15 protein-coding genes are annotated in these 25,773 nt (G+C 37.3%); 7 read left to right on the forward strand and 8 right to left on the reverse strand.

All coding sequences use genetic code 11. The annotated features are described in order from the left end of the window. Positions 1 to 28: 28 nt before the first annotated feature. From K7G93_RS07315 to K7G93_RS07330, 4 genes are read right to left on the reverse strand one after another with little or no spacing between them, the layout of a single operon-like run. Positions 29 to 991, reverse strand: coding sequence for a tetratricopeptide repeat protein (locus tag K7G93_RS07315; protein WP_226690875.1), 963 nt, complete (start codon positions 989 to 991; stop codon positions 29 to 31). A 21-nt stretch (positions 992 to 1,012) separates the two neighbouring features. Beyond that, entirely contained in the window at positions 1,013 to 3,673 is a 2,661-nt protein-coding gene (locus tag K7G93_RS07320) for a putative virulence factor (protein ID WP_228400345.1), read from the reverse strand. Then, entirely contained in the window at positions 3,673 to 6,747 is a 3,075-nt protein-coding gene (locus tag K7G93_RS07325) for a virulence factor SrfB (RefSeq protein WP_049215658.1), read from the reverse strand. The genes K7G93_RS07320 and K7G93_RS07325 overlap by 1 nt, the downstream gene beginning before the upstream one ends. Before the next feature lie 23 nt (positions 6,748 to 6,770). After that, complete coding sequence (locus K7G93_RS07330) at positions 6,771 to 8,378, reverse strand: SrfA family protein (RefSeq protein WP_228400346.1); 1,608 nt, start codon at positions 8,376 to 8,378, stop codon at positions 6,771 to 6,773. A 309-nt stretch (positions 8,379 to 8,687) separates the two neighbouring features. Here K7G93_RS07330 and recA point away from each other — a divergent pair, with 309 nt between their 5' ends. Together recA and recX are read left to right on the forward strand one after the other, a co-directional pair. Next, the gene (recA, locus tag K7G93_RS07335; RefSeq protein WP_228400347.1) at positions 8,688 to 9,746 is read left to right on the forward strand and encodes a recombinase RecA; all 1,059 of its coding nucleotides are present in this window, start codon (positions 8,688 to 8,690) and stop codon (positions 9,744 to 9,746) included. A gap of 117 nt (positions 9,747 to 9,863) precedes the next feature. Further along, positions 9,864 to 10,313 (forward strand): recombination regulator RecX, encoded by a 450-nt coding sequence (gene recX, locus K7G93_RS07340; RefSeq protein ID WP_226690880.1) that lies wholly within the window; start codon positions 9,864 to 9,866, stop codon positions 10,311 to 10,313. A 98-nt stretch (positions 10,314 to 10,411) separates the two neighbouring features. On the opposite strand, the gene K7G93_RS07345 is transcribed toward recX, so the two are convergent. From K7G93_RS07345 to hemC, 4 genes are read right to left on the reverse strand one after another with little or no spacing between them, the layout of a single operon-like run. Then, the gene (locus K7G93_RS07345) at positions 10,412 to 11,686 is read right to left on the reverse strand and encodes a heme biosynthesis protein HemY (protein ID WP_115323190.1); all 1,275 of its coding nucleotides are present in this window, start codon (positions 11,684 to 11,686) and stop codon (positions 10,412 to 10,414) included. Positions 11,687 to 11,704: 18 nt separating this feature from the next. Continuing rightward, a complete protein-coding gene (locus K7G93_RS07350) occupies positions 11,705 to 13,117 on the reverse strand; it encodes a uroporphyrinogen-III C-methyltransferase (RefSeq protein ID WP_226690881.1) in 1,413 nt (470 codons plus the stop codon). 43 nt (positions 13,118 to 13,160) lie between these two features. Next, positions 13,161 to 13,907, reverse strand: coding sequence for a uroporphyrinogen-III synthase (locus K7G93_RS07355; protein ID WP_049215647.1), 747 nt, complete (start codon positions 13,905 to 13,907; stop codon positions 13,161 to 13,163). 18 nt (positions 13,908 to 13,925) lie between these two features. Continuing rightward, positions 13,926 to 14,855: a hydroxymethylbilane synthase gene (gene hemC, locus K7G93_RS07360; RefSeq protein WP_226690889.1), complete on the reverse strand. Its 930-nt coding sequence runs from the start codon at positions 14,853 to 14,855 to the stop codon at positions 13,926 to 13,928. A 153-nt stretch (positions 14,856 to 15,008) separates the two neighbouring features. Here hemC and K7G93_RS07365 point away from each other — a divergent pair, with 153 nt between their 5' ends. The 5 genes from K7G93_RS07365 to ppx all read left to right on the forward strand — a co-directional run bounded on the left by K7G93_RS07365 (position 15,009) and on the right by ppx (position 25,600). Continuing rightward, the gene (locus tag K7G93_RS07365; RefSeq protein ID WP_226690890.1) at positions 15,009 to 17,543 is read left to right on the forward strand and encodes a class I adenylate cyclase; all 2,535 of its coding nucleotides are present in this window, start codon (positions 15,009 to 15,011) and stop codon (positions 17,541 to 17,543) included. A 16-nt stretch (positions 17,544 to 17,559) separates the two neighbouring features. Further along, a complete protein-coding gene (locus K7G93_RS07370; protein WP_226690882.1) occupies positions 17,560 to 18,189 on the forward strand; it encodes a response regulator in 630 nt (209 codons plus the stop codon). A 149-nt stretch (positions 18,190 to 18,338) separates the two neighbouring features. Beyond that, on the forward strand, positions 18,339 to 20,093 hold the full coding sequence (tamA, locus tag K7G93_RS07375; protein WP_226690834.1) for an autotransporter assembly complex protein TamA: 1,755 nt from the start codon (positions 18,339 to 18,341) through the stop codon (positions 20,091 to 20,093). A gap of 39 nt (positions 20,094 to 20,132) precedes the next feature. Continuing rightward, the gene (tamB, locus tag K7G93_RS07380) at positions 20,133 to 24,041 is read left to right on the forward strand and encodes an autotransporter assembly complex protein TamB (protein WP_226690835.1); all 3,909 of its coding nucleotides are present in this window, start codon (positions 20,133 to 20,135) and stop codon (positions 24,039 to 24,041) included. 8 nt (positions 24,042 to 24,049) lie between these two features. Next, a complete protein-coding gene (gene ppx, locus K7G93_RS07385) occupies positions 24,050 to 25,600 on the forward strand; it encodes an exopolyphosphatase (protein ID WP_226690836.1) in 1,551 nt (516 codons plus the stop codon). Positions 25,601 to 25,773 lie beyond the last annotated feature (173 nt).

Below are 25,773 nucleotides of genomic sequence, written 5' to 3' on the forward strand. Positions count from 1 at the left end.
CCATGTGGGAAATACCCTTCCAACATGCTTATTTTTTAAGCTCAGCTAACCCTTTTTTTGCAACTTCATTGTTTGGATCAATAGAAAGTGCGGTTTCATACCAATAAATTGCATTTTCTTTATCAGCTGCAAAACAAGGACTGCCAACTTGATATTCTTTTGCGTACGCGACTGCGATTTCAACATTACCACCTTGTGCTTGATGTGCATATAAACGCTGAGCAATACTACATTTATTAGCCGCTTTCGCTTCAGCAATAATTTCTAATACGCGTTGACTATTTGGTTTGGTTTTTAAGCAACTTTGAATAAAGGCTAATTCATCAGTACTGTTTGCTATACTACATTCTGAAGCCACAGGCGTTGATGTTGTTGTACTTGATTTATTACCTAGAAGGAAATAAGCAGCTGCACCAGCAATAAGCAATAGCAGTAACAAACCGATTATTAACCCTACTTTACTTTTCTTTTTAACTTGTGGCTCAACAGTAGGCGAGACAACAACTGGCTCTTCAATAATAGGTGTTTCAACAGTAGACGTTTCAACTTCAGGATTTACTGCAATATCAACAGGCTCAACAAGAGGTGGTAATTCCTCGTCTATCACAGGCTGTGTCACCTCTCGTACTTCAGTTTCACGCGAAGAATCGCCACCCGCAGAAGAGGCCAAAATATTACCGATTAAACTTAACGTTCCGCCATCTTCAATCGTGCCATCACGTACTTGTAATAAGAAACGGACATTCCCTATTTGACTCATTAAACCATCAATCAACCATGGACCTACTCGACCTTGTAGTGCATCTCCTTCCACGGTGAGTTCTGAGGTTTTATGCCAAACAGGCTCTGGTGTCCACTGATTATCGCCTGCAAAATAATAACGGTCTTGGTTACGTTGTACGGCAATTTCAACCGCACTAGACCCTTTCCATTTACGTGCACTAAACTTGGCATAACCTGGGCTGTCTTCTCTTAATTCAATTCGTAACACGATAAATTCCTCTTATGTTTTTTATTCTGTGATCTGTGCAGAACGAAACGCTCGTAATACATTACCTAACTGTGCATTCTGCGTTGAGTTAATTTCTCGCCCTGCACTGTGTCCAGCATTATTCACTGCAAAGTGCCCAAATGCGACTAACCAATCTAAACGATAGTTATCATCATAATTACTCGTTTGATCATTGAGTTTTGGCAATCCATTTTGTTGCTCAACTGGACGTTGTTCAAAAATCATTTGACCTTGTAACACACGGCTTGCTGGACGCTGTTCAATAGGTGTCTCTGCATAGCCTAGCCACGAAATAAAGTCTGCAATTGCAGTATTCATTGTAAAGACTTGGCGTTCTGCAAGTTGATCTCGCTTGCTACCACTGTTTTCATTACGTAACGCGATTTGCGAAAGTTGTTCCTGAAGCTTCAATCTTGTTGCACCTGTCACTAGCTCATTCACTACATTCTCAATATTATCAGTCGAAAGGCCAAAATATTGCATCAGTTTATGATCTGATGTTAAGTTACGTAAATGACTGACCCAAGCTTTAAACACTGCTTGAGCAAAACGTGATTCTTCTACTTTTTCGACCGCACTTACTGTTGTAGTCATAGATGGAACTGGGTCACTAAACAAATCAAAGTCATCTGCAGGCGCATGACTAACTGACATTTCCTCTTGCTCAAACACATCGTCTAAATCGGAAAAATACAGTGATCGAATCGTTTCTTCAGGTAATTGTAATTGACGCAATAATTCACCCATTAGTAATGAACGTGGATTTTGTGGGTGAAGCTCTTTAGCCAATGCATTCGCTAACTGACGCTTTTTAGCTACTTCTTCTTCGCCATCACTCTGATACCAACTTGCAAAACGATTTTCTACAAAATGATGAATACGCTCGTTAAGTTGTTCAGTTAAACGATTTGCTTTCACTTCAGGTAATGCGATAGTTTCTAAATAATTACTAATACGCTTCATCCCACCATCATTCAATAACAGCATCGATTCCCACGCATCTTCTGGATTTGCAATATGTTTACGAATATCAGGATCTTGACAGAATGTACGTTTTAGTAATTCTAACTGTACCTTCTCATTTGGGTTAACACTCACTTCATTTTCACCTTCGACATTTAAGAAAGCGACTTTGAAACCTGGTTTGCGTACTAGAAAGACATTATCAAACGGCTTCCCATCTGACCAATTATTAAACCACTCATAGTTACCAAAACGTTCTAAAATTGTTTGTTTTAATAATCCACCCGCACCCCAAGAAATTTTTAATAATTCCTCTTCCTTAGACAAGTCTTGACTAATGCGCATATCAAACATCGTAATTGCCCACAGCAAGCCTGGCTTACGCAGACCGCGTTGCTCAGGACTATCGCCTTGTGTTTTATGAATCCAACGCTCAAGCACTGGACCAACGCTATTCACATCAGACTGTTTCGTCGAAGGAGTACAAACGATCAAAATGTTCATTTCTTGGCTGTCTGTATAACGCTCAAATAAATAAGCTACTTTTCCACGTAAAATCAATTGAGAAACAGGATTGCCTTCTTTTACTTCTGCTAATGACGTAATAGCTAAACGTCCACGATAACCCGGAAAGTCTAATAGATCCACTCGCTCAACCGCAGGCACTCGTGTTGGATTAATCAACGGAAAGACGAGTTCTGCTGTTAGTGCGGTAAGTTCTGCTAAAGAAATACTAACAGGGGCGCCCACTTCCCCCGCATGATTTGGACGAACTTCAATTTCTTCATCACGATCTGTACCTAAGCGTTCTAACATATCGACATTCATGATACTGTCTGCCTGCGATAATCCACCGTCAGCCGTTTCTTTTACAACGGCACTTAATGGTGCATATACACGCTCAGGATGGCCTAAACGTGATAAGGATGTTGCAAATTGAATATAGATATCAGTTAACTCTTTAATCTCACCCCACAAGATGGAAAATAATTCACCACGTTCACGAATAGACAAATAAGGTGCAAGTTGCGTTGCATTTGCCCAATAATTGCCTTGTAAAACGGATAGCGACTTGCCAAAACTATCTTGCGCATAATCTTGCAAATCTACTACATCATCTTTACTGACACCAGACACTTCTATAGTAGCAACACGAGAATGTAATCCCTTAATTAAGCTATTAACTCGACTTTGTGTGATTTCGTAATCTACACGTTCTTTATCAAAATCATTAAAATAAGAATTAACTAAAATTTTAGCGACTTCAATTTCACTAAATAAACGCAGTTCAAGCGGATAGCCCGCCACACCTTTCGTTTCTTTACGTGTAAAACGCGTCACTAGACCTGTGGCCTCTTTACCGCCACCTGGTGGATTAATATGCTTAATAAAATCCAGTTGTTTACCATCAAATAAAGTTTCTAGTTTACCCCGTTCATCTGCCGCTAATGCAGAAATGAGGAATGACTTACCCGCTTGTGATAAACCAAAAAAACCTGCCGTAATAGGCTTATCAGAAACTGCACCTAAACGTTTTGCGATATTACGTAAGCGACGTAGCTCCAAAATCAGACTCTCTGCTTCATTGTTTAAACGTACAACATTCGGGCGAACTTCATCAATCCAATCAATTGCCGATTGTGATGCATTAAATACATCATCCCAAGATTGCACTAATTGTTTTGCTGTATTACTCATTATTTCTCCCGTTTAATGCTGCCAGTATCTAACCAGTAAAGACTGTCTTTTAAACCCGCATCTGTCATTGTATTTAACGTTAATTTAATTTGTGGTTCCCCAAGATCATTTCGTCTTAAACGTACCGTTTTTTCACTGCCACCCATCGTCATCAACTTAGCACTTTCAATTTCAAAATGCTCAATACGCTCTTTTTGTTTTGATGCTAAACCTAGTGCTTTCTTGATACGTAATTTCACATTTAATACGCCACCATTCGCCAACTCACGATTTAATGCATCATCTTCAATAGTCAATAAATACAATGGTGTCGCGCTCCAACGTTCTACATTTAATTGACGGAAACCTAAACGTGCTAAACCACGTACTTCAAAATGTATATCTGGCAATTCATAATCAGTGTTATCAAGATCAATATCACGATAATAAATGTTACTGTCTTTGATTACGTTATTGTTATCTAATAACCCCACATATTTAACCGTAGAATAGGCAATTAATGCAGTCGCTCGCAGATAAAAGTTTGGTAAGCGTTGATGTGTACTGAGAAAACATAGCATTGCACCAACAGACGCTGTGGTTTTTGGATCATCAATACGCCCTTGCTTGTGGAATGGATACCAGTTACCTGTACGATAATTATGTAATGGTAAAATACGCCCAACTGGTAAAGGTAAACGTGAACGGAAAAATGCCTGCACACCAGGTAAGCGTGATGGACGACCTGTTAATAGTAATACATCACATTGATAGCAATTAATGACTTCACATAACGCATTAAATGTTTTACAAATATCATAATAGTCGCCGCGTACAAAACGGTTATGAATCTCACGTAAATTCACTTCAATTGGTAAATCCAAAATACTGAAATGTGGATCATTTAATTCTCGACGAATTGGCTCATTAATATAATCCAACACATTTTCAGTCGGCGCCTCTACTTCACTTAACAAAGAGCAAAATGTTAGATCACTAATGCTCGCTTCGCTGTAATAAGGATCAAAATTTTCATACTCTTTCAATACACGTAAACCAATTGGCATGAATACTTGCAGTGTCAATTGCTGACGCAATAACTTATCTTGCACAGAACGCTCTTCTGAGCCAATTAATTTTGACAAAATCGAATCAGGTTCGACAATGCCTTTTTCTTTCAGACCTTTTGCTAATGCATTCACCACAACATCACGAATGATATCAAGTAGAATATCATCACCCGCTACTTTAAAACCATCACGGAAGCGTTGAGTTGGTACGATATGTGCATTACTGCCACCATGATGATTATGGCTGCCATAATCTAAGGCATAGTCATTGATCACTAAATCCGTCGTACCACCGCCAATGTCAACTGTCGCAATAGTAATCGATTCTTTCTTCAAGTTATCACGACGTCTTAATGCAGCAATAAATTCCTCTGGACGACCGCCATAATTATTTTGCGTTTCATTAAAGAAATACACGACTTGACCACAAGTTGCTTCGTCCCATTGAATCACCACTTCTGGTAACATTGGCCAATAACGTTCGCGACTTTCTTTTGAGTCGAAGTTTAAATCGTCATCACTTTTATCCCAGCCTAAACTTTTCCACACTAGACCAATAGCTTGATACACGCTATTACGGAAAATTTCACGCTCAGGTTTCGGCATTGCAGGTGGCACAGTTAAGATAATTGAACGTAAATAACGTGGTGTACGAGAATGTTCTAGCTTAGCACGCTGCGTTGGACTATTAATCTGTGCAAGTGCATGCATTAACACTTCAGATAACATGAAAGTCATCAATGAACTACGTGAGTATTTTGGATGAAAAACTGGAATTTTACGTTCAAATTCATCATCAATATTGTCATCAAGAATATGTAATGCTTCACCATATTCATTAATTAGACCAGATAACGGTTCTGCAGTGGCATGGGGTTCGTGATCAGTTTTCACATAAGCACTATTAAAACGCCAGCCTTGTCCATATTGTTCTACATCCCATAAATAACGTTTTGGACTGGATAAACCAGTTGAACCTTCATTACCATTACGACGGCTTGCTAAACGTGCGGCTTCTTTACCTACACGTCCTATTGTTGCCCATTGGAAAGCATCACGACGACCACTCTGTACAGAAAAGTGCTCTTTACCAAAGAATGCTTGTGCAAATTCAACTCGACTTTCAAATGGCTCATTATAAACTCGCTCTGGACTGCTAAGATCACGTAGCTCTAATTCATAACGCTTTTTCAACCCATCTTTTTCTTGCTTATGATCTTCAATCAAAATACCACAAGTACGTGAGTTACCTACATCTAACACCATATCTACAGGGATAGCTTCAACAATATCATCCGCTTTTTTAGATACAACTTTAATATTAGGTATAGTTAAACAAGTGCCTAAAATTGCTAAAATATTTAAATAATGAGCTTGGTGATTTTTTAATTTCAACGCATCAGATAACTCTTCAAAATCCGTTAAACGAATTAAATGGGCTTGCTCTTTAAAAATCTCTAACAGCCACTCATTGACCCATTTAAAATCTAAAAACCACGACATTTGATTTGATTGATGAGCCAAACCAAACACCACTCCAGATCGGACATCTTCTTCGGTTGGCGCTAAGTACGCCACATTCTGACTGTTTGGAAACACTTTTGTATCAAATGCAAAAGTAATACGATGAGTATGACCATCTTGATCTGGCTGTTCTAATTGAACTATACGTGCACGCGCCCAGTTATATGGGCCTTCGTCAAAACGATCAGGTGGTACAGTGCGTAAAAATGGAATAGGTAACCAAATTCCATCAAACAATGTGAATGAATGTTCTACGCTAATATCTTGTTCTGGTGTCACAATGCGACCAGGTTGGGTTGGATCATAATAACCATCACGAACTTTATCTTCAATTAAACGACGTAATGGACCATTTTCACCAGAGGAAATAAAATAACCGCTGCTAATATCACGCCATGCTCTTTCTTTCCAGTCAATTTTCAATCCAAAATCAATAAACTGAATCCCACTATTCATCACTAGCGAGACTTCTTTGCCCAAATAATGTAATTCTGGAAGCATTTTTATTCTCTCTTATTGTTAAATTAATTTGTTTTCATCGACATTGGGAAACGCTGACCTCTACCGTATTCCCCTTCGCAATCCGCAGAGCCACTTGCATCAGGTTTACACTTAACATTAGGCAATTGATATGTAGAACCATCACTACATTTCGCAATACCTGTATTGCCAATATTTAAACTCCCCCCTTGCATAGCAGCGTTCACATCACCCACACACTGTATGCCGTCCCCTCGCTCTACACGAACTTGTCCTTTTCCTTTTTCAAATTCATATTTTAAACGCAAAGGTTTACCCGTACTTTTATCTTGAATACCTGCTCCAGCATTCCACTGACCATTCAGAAAATCAACATTACCACTTTTGGCACTTTCAGCTGGAATTTGCAATGGTTGATTTGTCGTCTGATGTTCAGACTGCGTCTTTTGTAACAGATCTCGTGTTGCTAAATCATCTGTAGGGGCTTTTTCTGGTAGAGTTTGTGGCTCTAACGCTGTTTTCTCTACACTGTCTTTGTTATTATCTACTTGATTTAATTTATCATTAGTTGAATCTAGCTCAGGCAATACGGCTTTATCTGCAGACTCTGGCTGGTTGCTTTCTACTACATCAGAACTTTTTGCTACCTCACTACGACTGTTCAAGACTGTTTGATTGACATCAGCTCCAACGACTTTTTTATTTGGATCGACATAATGAACTAACTCACATTTATCTGTTAGCTGTGTTGGTAACTGATTTAATTTTTCAATTAAGTGCGGCTCAGTAACTGCTTTTTTATTAACATCAGCAATCCAATTACCATTTAAAAAACGATATGAAATACCCTCAAAGCAAACCCGACGTTCTACACTAGGCGCTTTAACTTTGCTCGTATCCGAAGAAGTAGCAGCGACTTCAACCTTAGGCGCCCAACAACCACGCAAAAAGAACAATGCTAATAATCCCAATAATAAAAGCGGCAATAACCACAGTAACCAGCGCCACCAAGGTTTCTTTTCCTCAATAATAGGTGTAGGCTCAACCACATCCGTCACAATAGGAGTAGGCTCACGTACAACAGGCTTTAAACTTAAAAATGGATTACCATAAAGTTCTGTATTTTTTTCAACAAATCCCCAAAACGTAATTACGGGTTTATTATTCACTAAATAAACATATTCAGGACTTGGAAAACGAAGGGCTTTTAAATTATCAGGATCACTAATATCTGAAGGATTATTATTGCCACATAATAAACGAGAGAAGAGAAGAAGATCGCCTTGTAAGTTATCTGTATTTTTTAATTTTAAGCCAAATTGCAACATTGCTTGTTCAAACTGACTTAACTCAGCGAATGCCGCCGCACGCTCCTCATCTGTCGCAGCGGTCCAAGGGATAATCATATATTTTCCATCGGGACGTTCTGACTCAAATGGTACATACCAATCAATCTGGCTCCCCTGATCATTACGCTGTGGAATCGCAAGATAGTTAGCAAATGTTTTACCAATATTTTTATTATCTGCCTCTTTCACTCTGAACTTAATCGCCTCACGTAATTGTGATGCGACAGCATATACAGGTGTACCATCTTGCCCAAGTGCGGTGTAATTTTTCACATCACCGCTACGTAATAAAGCACTTAACATAGATTATCCTTGCTCAAGTTGATTGCAATCAGTACAAAAAAATTATAAATATTGCACTACATTTGAAGGATTTTAATAATCTTGCTGCAGAAATGCAAAGAATTTGTGCTTTTTTAAATCACTGAGATTTGTATTGATATCAATGATCTAAAAATGAAAAGAGGAAATTTATAACACTTATATTTTTATACTCTTTCTCTATTTTGGAAGAAATTTCACAAAATCAGCAAAAAGCACTTGATACTGTTTATTCATACAGTTAATATACATACCAAATTCTGATGATGATTTTTTATTGAGGATTCAACAATGGCAACAAACGAAGAAAAAAATAAAGCTCTGGCTGCAGCATTAGGCCAAATTGAAAAACAATTTGGTAAAGGTTCAATCATGAAATTGGGTGACACACAAGCCTTGGATGTTGAAGCGGTCTCAACAGGCTCATTAAGTCTAGACGTTGCACTAGGCATCGGCGGTTTGCCAATGGGACGTATTGTTGAAATTTTCGGACCAGAATCTTCGGGTAAAACAACATTAACCCTTTCAGTTATTGCTCAAGCCCAAAAAGAAGGTAAAACTTGTGCATTTATTGATGCAGAACATGCGCTAGATCCTATTTATGCCGCTAAATTAGGGGTGAATGTCAATGAGTTATTAGTATCGCAGCCTGATAATGGCGAACAAGCGTTAGAGATTTGTGATGCATTAGTACGCTCAGGTGCCGTTGATGTAATTATTGTTGACTCAGTTGCTGCGCTCACACCAAAAGCTGAAATTGAAGGTGAAATGGGCGACTCCCACATGGGATTACAAGCACGTTTAATGTCACAAGCGTTACGTAAACTCACGGGGCAAATTAAAAATTCAAATTGCTTAGTGGTTTTCATCAACCAAATTCGTATGAAGATTGGTGTGATGTTTGGTAACCCTGAAACAACAACAGGTGGTAACGCATTAAAATTCTATGCCTCTGTTCGCTTAGATATTCGCCGCACAGGCTCGATTAAAGATGGTGAAGAAGTGATAGGTAACGAAACGAGAGTAAAAGTAGTCAAAAATAAAGTTGCCGCACCATTCCGTCAAGTGGACTTTCAAATCCTTTATGGACAAGGTATCTCTAAAACAGGAGAACTTATCGAGCTTGGTGTGAAACACAAATTAGTCGATAAATCGGGTGCTTGGTATGCTTACAATGGTGAAAAGATTGGCCAAGGTAAAGCTAATGCAATGAAATGGTTAGAGGAACATCCTGAAGAAGCATTAGCACTCGAAACTAAGCTACGCAACGAATTATTAGCAAATCCAGAAAAAGTACTTGCAGCAGATATTGCAGAGCAAAACAACGAGCAAATAGACTCAGAGTACTAATCAATAGCTGCGAGTAATCAAAATGAAATAAAGTGCGGTTAAAATTTGCAAAAAAGTAACCGCACTTTTTATTTGTCAGCTAAGCTTTATTACAAGATCGCTTACAGGGAAAACTAGATGTCATCAACTGCACTTAATTATGTCATCAATTTATTAGCACGCCGTGAATATAGTGAATTTGAAATTCGCTGTAAAATGCAAGAAAAATGTTTTACTGAGTTAGAAATTGATGAAGTGTTACGTTATTGCCAACAAAAAAATTGGCAAAATGATCAACGTTTTACTGAAAACTATCTCATTTTTCGTTCACAACGAGGTTATGGACTTAACCGAATCAAACAAGAATTACAGCAATTAAAAGGGATCAGTTCAGATGTCATTCAACAAGCTTTAGATGAAGCTGGAATTAATTGGTCCGAATTAGCCTTAACTGTATTACGTAAGAAGTTTCCTCAATTCGCTACTATTTCTGAAGTAAAAATGAAACAAAAAGTATGGCGTTACATGCTTTCTCATGGTTTTAAGCAAGAGGATTTTTCTCACTACATCAATAATGAAATAGAATAATACAATATAAAAAAATAAGGCAGATCATCTGAATCTGCCTTACAAGTCAAACTTACTTATTTCTTAACAAGATCGTATCCAATACATTTATCTTGTACTTATTTACTTTCTAAAAGCACTGTTGGTGTTTCTTCGAGTTTATCAATTTCAGTTTTTAAACTCGACACAGCCATAGCCTCTTTCAATCCCTCTTCACGTACTTGTTGTGCTAATGCATTTTCACCTACCTGCTCAAACACATAGGCTGCCATATTCACATCTGTTGGCTCCAATTGTGTTTTATGTAAAATCACTTGTTTGAACGCATCACTCGCGTGAACAAAATCATTGTTACGCACATACAAATAGCCTAAAGCACGATTAATGCAACACTGCGCCTGTTCTGTTGCTTTATTTGCACGTTTCTCCATCAACTTAATTAACTTACTGTTATCTTCTGGCTGTAAACGAGCAATTTGCGTACAAAGTAATTTATTTTCTAAACTTTGTTCATCCACTTTTTTCAAGGCTTCTAACGTCAATTCATAAGCTGTTTCATGATCATTACAATCAATTAAACGTTGAATCAAACCAATTTTGACAAACAAATCATTACGGCGTTTACGTGGCTGATCATTCCACCAAGCAAGTAAACCATCTACGCCTTCCTCATTCATTTTTTCATCAAGCAATCCTTCTTCTACTTGACGTTGCAATGCAGTAAACTCTTCTCCAGAATACAATGCCGAATTTTCAATTTGATCCAAAATCTTATCTAATGCTAAATAGGCTTTTGATTTTAAATAAATTTCAACAGCTAGCTTAAGCACTTCTTTATTGCGACTAGTCATCACTAATAAACTATCAACAGAACTACGTGCAGCAGGTAATTTACCTTGTTGTAATAAAATACGAGTTCGTGCTAACTCTACAATCAAACTGTCTGATCCAGCAATTTCCGTTGCCTCCATTAAATAGCGATTTGCATTAAATTCGTCACCTCGTTGCTGAGCTGCCTCAGCCGCTTTAATAAAATTTAATACAGGCTCATCAGAATGTTTCGCGTTTTTACCAATTAATTTTTCCGCTTTAGAGTAATCCCCCTCATTCATGCGAATTAAGCCTTCGAGAGTTTGTTTTTGTGCTTTAGCACGTTTACGACGCGAAAACCAATTATATGTATCACTACTTAAACGACAAAAACGAGTAATGACAACCTCAATCCCATAAATAATTGCCATAGCAATCACAAAAAACACAACTAACATTGTAATCGACATTTCAATGTTATAGTTGCTAGTTTCAATCAATACATAACCTTGTTTACCAGATAAATAAGGGCCTGCAATCAATCCTGCCAGTAACACCAGCATTAAAAATAAGACTCTAAACATAATCCATTTCCTCTACTGTTACTGTTGTTCAGTTTTCGATACATCTTCACCTGTTTTTGGTGAGTCATTCACTGGTTTTTCTGTTAATGCTTTATCAACAGAGAGTTCAATTTTATGCACTTCTTGTGGTTGTTTATCAAGTAACTTATCTAATACATTTAAGCTTGAAAGTTGGTTAGGGACATCTACATAAATAGATTGCTCTGCTAATTCATCTAGGCTTTTTAAGAAATTTTGTGCAATTTCAGTACTTGTATCAAAATAACTTCTTATCCAAGAAGCAACAGCCTCTAAAGATTGTTTATATAAGTCATCTTGCTGACGTGGTACTGCCATAATCGCAATTTGTAAGCGTAAACGGATATTTTCACGTAAATAAATATCTTGGTTTGGTGCTAAGAGTGCCTTGTCATGAGAATTTCTTGGCGTGATACGAATAAAATGATTCAAAAACGATGTTGCGCTTTTTTCTGCATTCTCTTTCCAATCTTCTAAGGAGTCCGTTAATTTTTGGTTAGTTGAATCAACTTCATCAAAATTCACATCTAACACAGTCAACTCATCGAGATTATTTGCTAACTGCGATAAACGCTGCATTATGGCATTTTGATCGACATTATTGACCGCTAACAATTGTTTTAAATCTTGATTAATTGCTGTGCGCACACTCACAATACGAGGATCTGACACTTTTTCTAATGTTTCATCTGCAACTTTTAATAAAGAAATACTCGTTTCTATATCATTATCTAGTACTAATTTACGTAGTGCATTATTTAATAAAAAATCTGCTTCCGATAATAACCAATCATTTGGCTGTTGTGCTTTAGTTGCAGAACTCAATCGATTAATTTGATTTTGTAACGCTGAAATCGCATGATCTTTTACAGCAAGTTCTTTTTGCAACAAAAGTAATTTTTCATCAGTCATGCGATTTGCATCCGTTAATTGTGCAATCTGTTGACGCTCTTGCTCAAAAGAAGGAATATCAACACTAGGCGTGACCATTGCTTGACCTGCTTTATATTCAAGTGCGGTCAATTTTTGGTGAATTTGATCGACTTGTTGTAGACCAAAATAATAACCCGCTCCACCGAGCCCCAAAGCAACTAGCAATGCGAGTAAAGCAAGAGCTGTTCCGCCTTTTTTAACGACAACAGTTTCAACTGGCTTTGTTGCTTCAGCAGCAACATTATCTGGTTGTGTCAGATTTTGCTTCTGCTCTTGCTGTTTCACTTTTTTCGAATCCTTTTTTTCTCCAGTATCTACTTTATTAGATATATCTTTTGGCTTTTGTGGTACTTTTTGCTCTGTAACATTTTCGTTTTTCTCCACAATAACCTTCTCACTATGTTTTTTCTGCTCTGGTGTGCCTGTATCATTCTGTGGCACTTCAGTAATATCAGAAGAAGTTATTTTATTTTCAGCCATAATAATACCCATTTCCTTTATGATAATTAGAATTCAAAATCAATCAGCTTGAATGTAACAATGTCTGTAATAAATGCTGATTATCTGCACGTGGTGAAACTACAACATTATGCCAACCCAAATTATGCGCTAACTTAGCAAGGCGAGAACTCACTGTCACAAGCTGGCAACTTTTTAACCAATTATGTTCGCTTTCTGGGACAAAATCTACAAGATACTGTAAAATTTCTGCACTAGTTGCAACAATTCGTTGAATACCTGCACGTTTACAAATACTCATTTGCTCAACATTATTGTAGTTTATTGGTACTCGTTGATAACATTCTACTGTATCAACTTTTGCACCACGTAATTGTATTTGCTCAGAAAAATATTCACGTCCACCATTGCCTCGTAGAATCAAAACACTTTTTTCTGCCACATCTTGCATCAAGGCTAATTCAAGTACACCTTCACTCGTTTCTGTTTGTTGCGGATAATAAATAGCATGTTCTGTTTGACTGGCAAAATATTCAGCCGTACGCTGCCCAACAGCAAAATAGGACAAATCATGTCGCCAAGCAAAACCAGTATCCTTAAAAGTTTGAGTCGCATAAGCAACAGCATGTTTTGAAACAGCAAAAACATAGTCCCCCGCTTTTAATTGTGAAAATTTATGCGGTAACGCATTTAATTCACGACCAGCTTCAATCGTAAATAATGGCAAATGGATGGCAAACACGCCTGCTTGAATTAACATGTCGACCAATTGGGCCCCGCGTTCATCCGGCCGAGTGACTAATACTGCCATTGTTTATTCTTCCTTTCCTTATTCTGAATAAAGTTTCTGCAAAATTTTATCAGCACCTTGTTGCAAAAGCTGTTCAGCAATTTGTATACCCAACATTTCTGCATTTTCAACCGCACTTTTACCTTCAGAACGAATAATCACAGCCTCATCTAAATCGCCAACTAAGGCACGTAAATAAAGTTGGTTTTCTGCTAAAGTTGCATAACCTGCGATTGGTACTTGGCAACCGCCTTGCAAATGCATATTCATAGCTCTTTCAGCTAACACACAATAAGTCGTTTCCAAATCAGCTAATGGAGCAAGCAATTGCTGGACTTCGTGATCATCTGTTCGACACTCAACTCCCACAGCGCCCTGTCCTGCTGCTGGCAAGCACTGCTCTATATCAATAAAAGAAGTAATTCGTTGTTCTAAACCTAAACGAATCAAACCTGCTGCTGCTAAAATAATGGCATCATATTCACCATTGTCTAGTTTAGCTAGCCGTGTACCTACATTACCACGCAATGAATGGATGTTTAAATCAGGACGTAATTGTTTTAATTGACACTGACGACGCAGGCTGGAGGTGCCGACAATTGCACCTTTTGGTAAGTCCATCAAAATATGGTAGGAATTTGATACAAATGCATCTCTTGGATCTTCACGTTGACAAATCACACTCAAACCAAGCCCCTCGGGGAATTGCATCGGCACATCTTTCATGGAATGGACTGCAATATCCGCTTCACCATTGAGTAAAGCAACCTCAAGCTCTTTTACAAAAAGCCCTTTACCACCAATTTTTGCGAGCGGTGTATCTAAAATCACATCGCCTTTCGTCACCATAGGCACTAATTCAATCTGCAAATCAGTATGAATTTGTTGTAAACGTGCTTTGACATAATTCGCCTGCCATAACGCAAGTGGGCTTTGACGAGTGGCGATTTTTAAGATTTTTTTTGTCATCATCACAACCATTGTAGGCATAATAATTTGCTCTTATCCTACCATTGTTCCATCTAAATGTCAGTTTCCATTTAAATTTTTTGCTTTAATTTAGACCAGATGTTAGAGTAAGGTTGCAAAATGAATCGCAACGTAAATTTAGTGGGATATTATTTGAATTACGATCTCTTTAGTGCGAAGAAAAAAGTTGAGTATTTAGATAACTTACGTATTAAACGAGCTTTATCTAGTGCCTCCAATGAGTTTCAGCATGTTTTTCAATTAATTACATTATTATTACATGTTAACCATCCTAATATACCGGGCTATGTGGCTGATGCACCGGCTGGGATTGTTGACTTTGAACTATCTCATTATCAACAACAATATCTTAAGCAAATTGTCCCTAATTTAGATCTTAATCATTCACTTATTCCGTCTTTTTCATATCGTGGCTTTAACGCTATTCTTGGTGTTTACGTCATGGGTAGTATTGCATCAATATCACAAACTGAGTATTCAGATTTAGATACTTGGGTCTGCCATCGTGAGGATTTGAGTGCAAGAGAAAAAGAGGCATTACAAAAGAAAGCGACACTCATTGAAGAATGGGCAATGCAATTTAGTATTGAAGTTAATTTCTACTTAATGGATCAACAACGCTTCCGCAGCTTTCGTTATGCCGAACCACTTACAGCAGAGAACTGCGGTTCGGCACAATACATGTTACTGTTAGATGAATTCTACCGTTCTGCAATTCGCTTAGCGGGCAAACCATTACTTTGGCAACATTTATTAGTTGAGCGAGAGGATCGCTATGAAAGTGAAGTTAAACGTTTAAGTAAAAGTGGACAGATCGATTTACAAGATTGGGTTGACTTTGGTGGGTTGGGGCAATTTTCTGCTAACGAATATTTTGGTGCAAGTTTATGGCAACTCTATAAAGGTATTGATGCCCCCTATAAATCAGTTATCAAAATTTTGTTACTGGAAACCTACTCTTCCGAATATCCTAATACATATTTAATTGCACGTGAATTTAAAGAAGAATTACTCACAGGTAAGCTAAACCCAAGCCACAATTTTGATCCTTATCTTGCTATGTTACAACGTGCAACTCGTTATTTAACTGCACATAATGAACTCAAGCGTCTCGGATTTGTTCGCCGCAGCGTTTATCTCAAAGCGACAGAAGGGATTGATTGGCACGCACCTGAAACAAAAAACAATTGGCGTATACAACATTTACAAAAATTAATTAAAGAATGGGATTGGTCTGATTACTTAATTAACGATCTTAACCAACGCGCTCAATGGAAAATTAAACAAGTTAAAAAAGCACACAACAGTTTGATTAAATTCTTAATGTTAAGCTATCGCAATCTGGTAACATTCGCTCGTAAGCACAAAGTGAATTCTAGTATCATGCCACAAGATATTAGTGTTTTAACACGTAAGCTTTATACTGCTTTTGAGGAATTACCAGGCAAAATCACATTACTCAATCCACAAATTTCAATGGATTTATCTGAAAAAAACCTCTTATTTTTTGAAGTAAAAAATAACAAAACCTTCAAAGATGGATGGTATGTGATTAATCAAACACCAAACGTAAAAGGTTTTGTTCAAAAACGTTATACTGAATACAGTAAAAGTTTAAATAAACTTGTTGCATGGGCTTATTTTAATGGTATTTTAACAGCTAATACGAATTTACATATTATTAGCAAGAATGTCTCTTTAGCGACTTTGCGTCATTTCGTCACTGACCTACGCCTTTCTTTTCCTGCAACAGTATCCTCCGCGACTAATGAAGACTTAGCTCATGCATGTGAGATTCGTAGTTTAATTGTTGCAGTAAATCTCACAGTTGATCCTACTAAACAAATTAAACAAACAAAAACGCGTATCCAAGCAAGTGATTTATTTAGTTTTGGGCCGAAAGAAGAAAGTTTAGTTGGAAGTATTGATATTACTTACCGTAATTTATGGAATGAAATACGGACTTTACACTTTGAAGGACCTAATGCGATTTTATTAGCCCTTAAAGTGCTCTCTAATAAAATCCATCGTGGTGCGCCTTCACCTAAATTAGTACAAGTTTTTTGTTATAGCCAACGTTATCGTAAAACATTACGTAACATCGTCACAGCGCTGATTAATCGATGTATTAGTATTCAAATTGGTACTAGCTTACCGCCACAAAATAATTTGCTACGCGTAGCAGGTAAAAACTGGCAATTTTTCTTTGAAGAAAGAGGGATCAGCCTACAAGAAATCCAAAATAATACTTTTGTCGAAACAACAGAATTTGATAGCGCCTTACAAACAGAAATAGAAGAAAAAGAAATTGCTCCTATTGATCATCCTCGTCCTTATGAGCATTCTCGTGCTTATCCACCTGAAATCGATCATTTTGCCAGTGAAGGATTTTTGCAATTTTTCTTTGAGGATAATTTAGATGGCTCATTTAATGTCTATATTTTAGATGAGTCAAATCGGATTGAGATCTACCGCAATTGTGATGGACAAAAAGAGCAAAAGGTACTTGAGATTAATCATATTTATCAATCTTCAGGCTTGGATGAAAATAATAATCCGTATAAAATTGTACAGCGTGATTTTAATTATCCGCAATTTTATCAACTATTATCACAACAAAACGGAATTAAAATTGTCCCATTCCACAGTCGATTAGCGATGGCATAACCATACCGGGGGTTACATGTTAGAAAAAACAAAAGTTTTGATTATCGATGATCATCCATTGATGCGTCGAGGAATCAAACAACTTATGGAATTAGAAGATGATTTTGAAGTTGTTGCTGACGCAGGTAGTGGCAGTGAAGGTATTACATTAGCATTACAAACCCAGCCAGATCTGATCATTCTTGATCTTAACATGAAAGGATTATCGGGCTTAGATACATTAAAAGCTTTACGAGCAGAAGGTATTGATGCACGTGTTTTAATTTTAACCGTATCAGATCTAAAAAGTGATATTTTCACTTTAATTGATGCTGGTGCTGATGGTTATTTATTAAAAGATACTGAACCAGATACACTATTAAACCAAATTAAACGTATCGCACAAGGTGAGATTATCTTAAGTGATTCAATTAAACACGCACTTCTTGAGCGACAAACTACAATAGACCCTATGTATTCATTAACAGATCGTGAAATGGATGTACTCCGTTTAATTGCAACAGGCTTATCTAATAAACAAATAGCAGGGCAACTCTTCATCTCTGAAGAAACCGTTAAAGTCCATATTCGTAATCTTCTACGCAAACTAAACGTTCATTCTCGTGTAGCAGCAACAGTCCTTTACTTTGAGCATAAAGGTTTGTAATTCTATTCATTATTCACAAAGCCAATTGTTCTTATAATTGGCTTTTCTATAAAAAATTTACTAAAATTTTCAAAAAAACTACCATTCTTTGCGTTGCCAAAGCCTCTGTTTAAAAGGTACACTAAAGTAATTTTTAATTTGAGGAATCTATGAAATTATTAAGGAATACAAAAGCATGGTTTGCTACAACAGTAGCCACATTCAGTGCTATTTTATTCAGCATGTCTCCTACCTATGCACAAGTTGACCTACAAATACAAGGCATCAAAAATACACAATTAAATAATAATGTACGTATCCATACTGCAACAATAGACAAAGAAGAAGCTGATGGTTCAGAACGTCATAAACAATTAGTTCGAGAAGCAATTGATCAAGCTTTACGTGCATACGGTTATTACCAAAATAAAATTGATTTTGAATTGATAAACCGCCCGCCACAAAATGTAATTCTTATTGCACAAGTTACACTCGGTAAACCCGTTAATCTAGTAGAAACAGATGTTAAAATCGAAGGTGAGGCTAAAAATGATCCTGAATTTACGAAATTAGCACAGCAATTACCTCCAAATGGTAGCGTTTTGAATCATGAAACATATGATGATTATAAAAAGAGTATTCAGAAATTAGCACTCACTCGGGGGTATTTTGATGGTGATTTCTTATTATCACGCCTTGAAGTTATGCCTTCTACTTTACAAGCATGGTGGCGTTTAATCTATGATAGTGGTGAGCGTTACCATTTTGGCGAAGTAACTTTCGAAAATGCTCAAATACGCGAAGATTATTTGCGTAATATGATTAATATTAAACAAGGCGACCCTTATTTAATTAATGATCTTTCTACCTTAACAAACAACTATACTTCCTCAAACTGGTTTAGTTCTGTTTTATTACAGCCTAATTTAGACGAAGAAAATAAAATTGTGAATGTTGATGTATTGCTCCAACCTCGTAAAAAAAATAGCATGGAAGTTGGGATTGGCTGGGCATCAGATGTGGGGCCACGCTTACAACTTGGTTGGACCAAGCCTTGGATCAATAACCGAGGACATAGCTTCCGCACTAATCTATATGTTTCGGCACCCAAACAAACTTTAGAAGCAACCTATAAAATGCCGTTACTGAAAAACCCTCTCAATTATTACTATGAGCTCTCAACTGGGTTTGAAAATGAAAATAAAAATGACACAGAGTCCTTTGCTTCTACTTTTTCTGCAATACGCTACTGGAACCATGCAGCAGGTTGGCAACACTCATTTGGTTTACGCGTTCGTTATGATTCTTTCATTCAAGCAAATGTAAAAGATAAAACGCTTCTTATTTATCCTACTGCCTCACTCAGACGTACTCGTTTGCAGGGAGGATTATTTCCGACATGGGGAGATGCACAAAATATCACTGTTGATTTAGGACGTACTTGGTGGTTGTCCGATGTTGATTTTTTCAAAATACAAGGCTCTAGTTTGTGGGTACGTACTTACTTACATAATCATCGTGTAGTGACTCGTCTTGAATTAGGTTGGTTACACACTAAAAATATTGAACGCATCCCCCCTGCATTACGTTTCTTCGCTGGTGGTGACCGCAGTGTACGAGGTTATGGCTACAAAAAAATTGCCCCTAAAAATGCAAATAATAAATTAGTTGGTGGTTCACGTTTGTTAACAGGTAGCCTTGAATATCAATACCAAGTATATCCTGATTGGTGGTTAGCTACTTTTGCAGATACAGGACTTGCTGCGAATATGTTTACTGCAAAAGAATTACGCTATGGTGCAGGTATGGGCGTACGCTGGGCATCCCCTGTGGGAGCTATCAAATTTGACATAGCAACTCCGATACGAGACAAAGATAATAGTAAAAATATTCAATTTTATATTGGACTTGGCGCAGAACTTTAACGCATCTAAGTGACTCCATTCTACTAACCGAGCAACAAAATGACTGAGCAAACAAAGAAAGACGAAATAGATACTGCAACGACAACAGATAGATCTAAAGTAAAAACCTCAAAACCACTTTGGCGCCGCTTATTATGTACGATAAGTGCGGTCATTGTTTTACTTATTTTTATCTTAGGCACATTGTTAGTAACCAGTACAGGGCAGCGTTGGCTCATTCAGTTAGCAGATAGATCGCTTGATAGCTTATCAGTCGAAAAAATTGAAGGTGGTTTACAAGAAGGATTAACGCTCAATAATCTTTTTTATGAGTCGACTGGAGTGAAAACACATTTGTCTCAAGCACGCTTAGAATTAGATTTAGCTTGTTTATGGCATTTACAAATTTGTCTAAAAGATATCAGTTTGTATAAACTACATATCCAAATAAATACAGCGCTTTTACCTGCAACAGAAAACAAAAAAGACAATGTTTCTAAACCAATGCGACGCATTGATTTACCAGTTTCGATACAAGTCGATAATCTGTTAATTAATAAACTACGTCTAGTCATAGATGATAATAGTATTGATCTCGCCCATTTTCAAACATCCACCAGCTTAACAAATGAATCAGGTTTTATTCTTGAACCAACGACTATTGACGAACTGTTGGTTAAAGTTTCAGCACAAGCGAAAAAAGAAAAGACACCAACAACCTATCAAGAAAAACAACCTATTGATTGGACAGAGCTTGAACAAAAATTAGCTCAACCATTATTAGCAAAGCTCGAACAAGTCGATCTGCCTTTCGATATTAAAATTAAAGCTATCCAAGGGCAAAATTGGCAATATCAATACTTCAATAATAGCCATCAGCAACAAATTGATATCCCTCTAGTTCTGTTACAAGCTGAGGCAATAGACCATCTAGTAAAATTACATCAACTTCATATCCAAAGCTCTTTGGCTGATGTACAAGGACATGCTGAGATACAACTCAATGAAAATTTTCCCATTGAATTAAGAGTAAAAAGCCATATCCATGAATTGATGCAAGACAACAATACATTGCTACCAGAAAGTCAGCTCAATTTAGCCCTTACTGGAAGTTTAAAAAAACAGACCGCACTTTCGCTCGAAATGACAGGCGCGTTAAATGCAAATGTAAATGGAGTGATTGCACTTAACCAAGCTAAAACGCCTTTTGAGCTAAAATTAATAGCGCAGGATTTCCGCTATCCGTTTAACACGGCTGAATCAAATCCACTGCAAGTGCCACAACTGAATTTAGATGTTAGTGGTGACCTACTTAACTATCAATTACAACTCAATACCTCAGTACAAGGCATGAATCTGCCAAAAACAGATCTCCACTTACAAGCAAAGGGAGAATTACAATCAGTCGAAATTGAACAATTACATCTTGATACATTAAAAGGCTCTGCTGATATGCAGGGAAAAATTGGCTGGCGTGATGGTGTACAATGGTACAGTGATTTAAAACTAAGCCACTTAAATTTAAGCGATTATGTTGCTGACTTACCGACAATTCTATCAGGTGGCATCTTCTCAACAGGTATTATTACTGATCAAGTCCTCTTATTTGATATTCCAGAATTAGACTTACAGGGCAGCTTATCCAATCGCCCACTCGTCATGAAAGGCATTCTTAGTTTTGGTGTGGATACAAATTTCCACAACCCTTCATTAAAAGCACCAGCGCTATTGCTCAGTTATGGTAATAACAATATTAATGTAGCAGGCTTTATTGGCAAGGAGTCTGAGCTCGAAGTCGATATTGATGCACCTGATTTACGAGGCTTAGTCCCTAATTTATCTGCAAGTTTACAAGGCAAAGTAAATCTCACTGGCCATATCGCTCAACCCATAATTGATGCCGATATCATAGGTAACCAAATTAAATTTAATGAATTTAACCTTAATAAGATCTTATTAAAAGGACAAGTAGATTTGGCAAATCAAAGCCAAGGACAACTTGATCTTCAGCTTGATAACTTAAATTATGGTGATGTGAAACTAAATAATGCGAAATTAGCATTACAAGGGAATGAACACGCTCATCAATTAAATCTCAGCTCACAAGGTACACCTGTCGCTCCAAACTTGAATATTGAAGGTAGCTTTGACCGTAAAACACAAATTTGGCAAGGTACATTAAGCCAAGTAGCAATTCAATCTCTCGCAGGACCATGGAATATTAATCAAAATGTGCCATTAAGTTACGCTCATGAAACGGCACAGATGCAAATCAATGCACATTGTTGGCAAAATCCGAATATTGAACTTTGTTTTCCACAAAACTTCCGTGTTGGCAAAACAGGAGAGATTCCTTTCCAACTTAAAAAATTCGACTTAGCACTGATCAATAAACTTATCCAACAAGAACTATTAACGGGTCAGTTACAAAGTCAGGGAAATGTTGCATGGTTTACAGATAAACCTGTTGAATTGACAGTACAACTCAGTGGAGATAATTTACATTTAGCACAAAAAATTGATTATAGAACCTTTAAGTTGACAATGCCCAAATTGACTGTCAATGCAGATTTACAAAACAACAATTTAACCGTTAAATCTAACTTACTCTTACAAGAACAAGGCAATATTAGTACTAATCTAGAAATCAAAGATTTAGCAAAAACACGTCAGTTAGGTGGTACATTCACTATCCATAAACTCAATTTAAATTTAATTAACCAATTGCTTTCAAATAATGAAAAACTCCATGGTGATATTACTGCTGATTTAAAATTCGGTGGTTCATTGAATGCACCAAGTCTCAACGGGGTATTCAGCATTAATAATTTGACTGCCAAAATGAAGTCACTGCCATTTGATATTAATGGTGGTGAACTCGCATTGAATTTTCAGGGTAACCGCTCCACTTTACGTGGGCATTTACAAACACCAGATAGCCGCCTCAACTTGGATGGCGAAGCAAGCTGGCAAAATTTAGAGAATTGGAATTCACGCTTACATGCTCAAGCAGAACAATTTAAAGTAGATATTCCCTCTATGGCAAAACTTAAAATTAGCCCGAATATTGAAATAAAAGCAAGTCCAAAACGTTTAGAATTATCTGGCAATATTGATATCCCTTGGGCAAGAATAGAAATTGAAAGTTTACCTGAAACCGCCGTATCAGTCAGTGCAGATGAAGTCATCTTAGATGGGAAGCCTAAAACTAAAATGAAAGCCAACTTACCTGCAAAAACTAAATCAGGTATGGAAATTCTTTCTGACTTAAAAATTAATATCGGACGAGATGTCTATCTTAACGCCTATGGACTAAAAACTAATTTACACGGTTTACTGAGTGTCAAACAAGAGAAAGGCAATTTAGGGCTATTTGGTCAGGTTTATTTAAGTAATGGGCGTTATGCCTCTTTCGGGCAAGATTTACTGATCCGTAAAGGCATGATCAGTTTCTCAGGTCAACCTTCACAACCAATGTTAAATATCGAAGCGATCCGAAATCCTGAATCCATGGATACGTCTGGTATTATCGCAGGTATCAAAGTATTGGGTCTTGCTGAGAATCCAGAAATTAAAGTGTTCTCTGAACCAGGGATGTCACAAGATCAAGCACTTTCTTATGTACTCACAGGCCGCTCGCTAGAAAATAGTGGTGAAGCAGGTTCTGGTGGCTCAATTGGTGCGGCATTATTAGGTCTTGGCTTAGCCAAAAGTGGGAAAGCGGTTGGTGGTCTAGGTCAAGCTTTTGGTATCCAAGATCTCAACTTAGGTACACAAGGAGTAGGTGACAGCTCTAAAGTAGTCGTAAGTGGAAATATTACACCACGCTTACAAGTTAAATATGGCGTTGGGTTATTTGATGGTTTAGCTGAGTTTACTGTACGTTATCGCTTGCTACCAAAACTTTATTTGCAATCAGTTTCAGGTGTAACACAAGCCGTTGATTTGCTTTATCAATTTGAATTTTAAGGAATCCTATGAATAACCAAAATCTGATAGCAAAAGTAACCGAACTGGCACCGCTCACTCGCACTGAAGTGAAAGAAATAGCAGCAATTGATCTTGGCTCCAACAGTTTTCACATGATTATCGCGCGTATTATGAATGGCTCTATTCAAATTCTGTCGCGTTTAAAACAAAAAGTCCAATTAGCTGAAGGATTAGATGAGAATGATGTGTTAAGCCAAGCTGCGATCACTCGTGGGGTAAATTGTTTAGCCTTATTTGCTGAGCGCCTACAAGGCTTTGCGCCTGAGAATGTGAATGTTGTTGGAACTTATACCTTACGCCGCGCAGTCAATAATCAAGAATTCTTGCGCCAAGCTAAAGCTGTTTTCCCTTATCCGATTAACATCATTACAGGTAAAACTGAAGCAAAAACAATTTATGCTGGTGTATCGCATACACAGCCTGAAACAGGCAGAAAATTCGTCATAGATATTGGTGGTGGTTCTACTGAAATGATTATCGGTGAAAATTTTACACCCATACTCGCTGAAAGTCGCCATATGGGTTGTGTCAGTTTTGCTAAAAAGTTTTTCCCTAATGGTGTCATTAGCCAACAACATTTTCATCATGCCCGCCAAGCAGCACTTATGAAAATTGAAGACTTAGCCTTTGAATATCGTCATTTAGGTTGGGATGTGGTGCTGGGTTCATCAGGTACTATCAAGACAGTTTATCAAGTCATTATGTCGAATATTGATCCAAATGGCATGATCACACCACAACGGCTTAACCAACTGATTGAGCGCACATTACAAAGCTCTCATTTTGATGAATTAAAGCTCTCTGGTCTCATTGAAGAACGTGCTGATGTCTTTGTTCCTGGCTTAGCTATTTTAAGTGCCGTGTTTGAAACATTTGGCATTCAACAAATGCGCTATTCCGATGGGGCATTACGTGAAGGCGTAATGTATAGCTTAGAAAAGAACTTCCAAGTAACCAACATCCGCCAACGTACTGCTCTAGGTTTGGCTGAGCAATTTGCAATTGATCTGGCTCAGGCTGAACGAGTGTACCAAAGTGCAAAATTGCTTGGTTCACAATACACCCATTGGCAAAAACCTGAGCTCGCCGAAGAAATGAGCGAAATTTTGCTTTGGGCAGCTAAATTGCATGAAGTTGGCATTGTGATCAACCATAAAGGAATGCAAAAGCATTCTGCATATATTTTACAAAATATCGAACTACCTGGCTTTGATAAAGAGCAGCAGCGCTTGTTAACAACTCTAGTACGTTATCAAATTAACTTATTCAAGCTTAGTGATTTCACAAAATTTTCTCGCTATCACGAACAAGATGTATTGGCTTTAATACGTTTACTCCGTTTAGCAATCATGCTGAATAAGTCTCGCCAAGCCACTGAGAAAACCGAGAGAATTTCGCTGAAAACAGACCGCTCTTTAAGTCATTGGCAGGTTACTTTTGCGAATGATTATTTAACCCACACACCATTAGTGCATAACGAGTTAAAAGCCGAAAAACGTCTCTTAAATGAGATTGGACTAGAACTCCATTTTAATTAAGTTTTGTATTCTTTCCCCTCTTTTCTAGAGAGGGGAAATTAATAATTAAATGTATTTTAAATCCGCGTTATTCCTCTAACGTATTATTTCATTAATTAATCAGACAAATAATTAATCTCCATTCCATTTATATTTTATATCAAAAAATATTCATATTTATCATAAAAAACCCT

Origin of the sequence: Pasteurella canis, assembly GCF_020810675.1 — a bacterium.
GTDB classification, from domain to species: Bacteria; Pseudomonadota; Gammaproteobacteria; order Enterobacterales; family Pasteurellaceae; genus Pasteurella; species Pasteurella canis.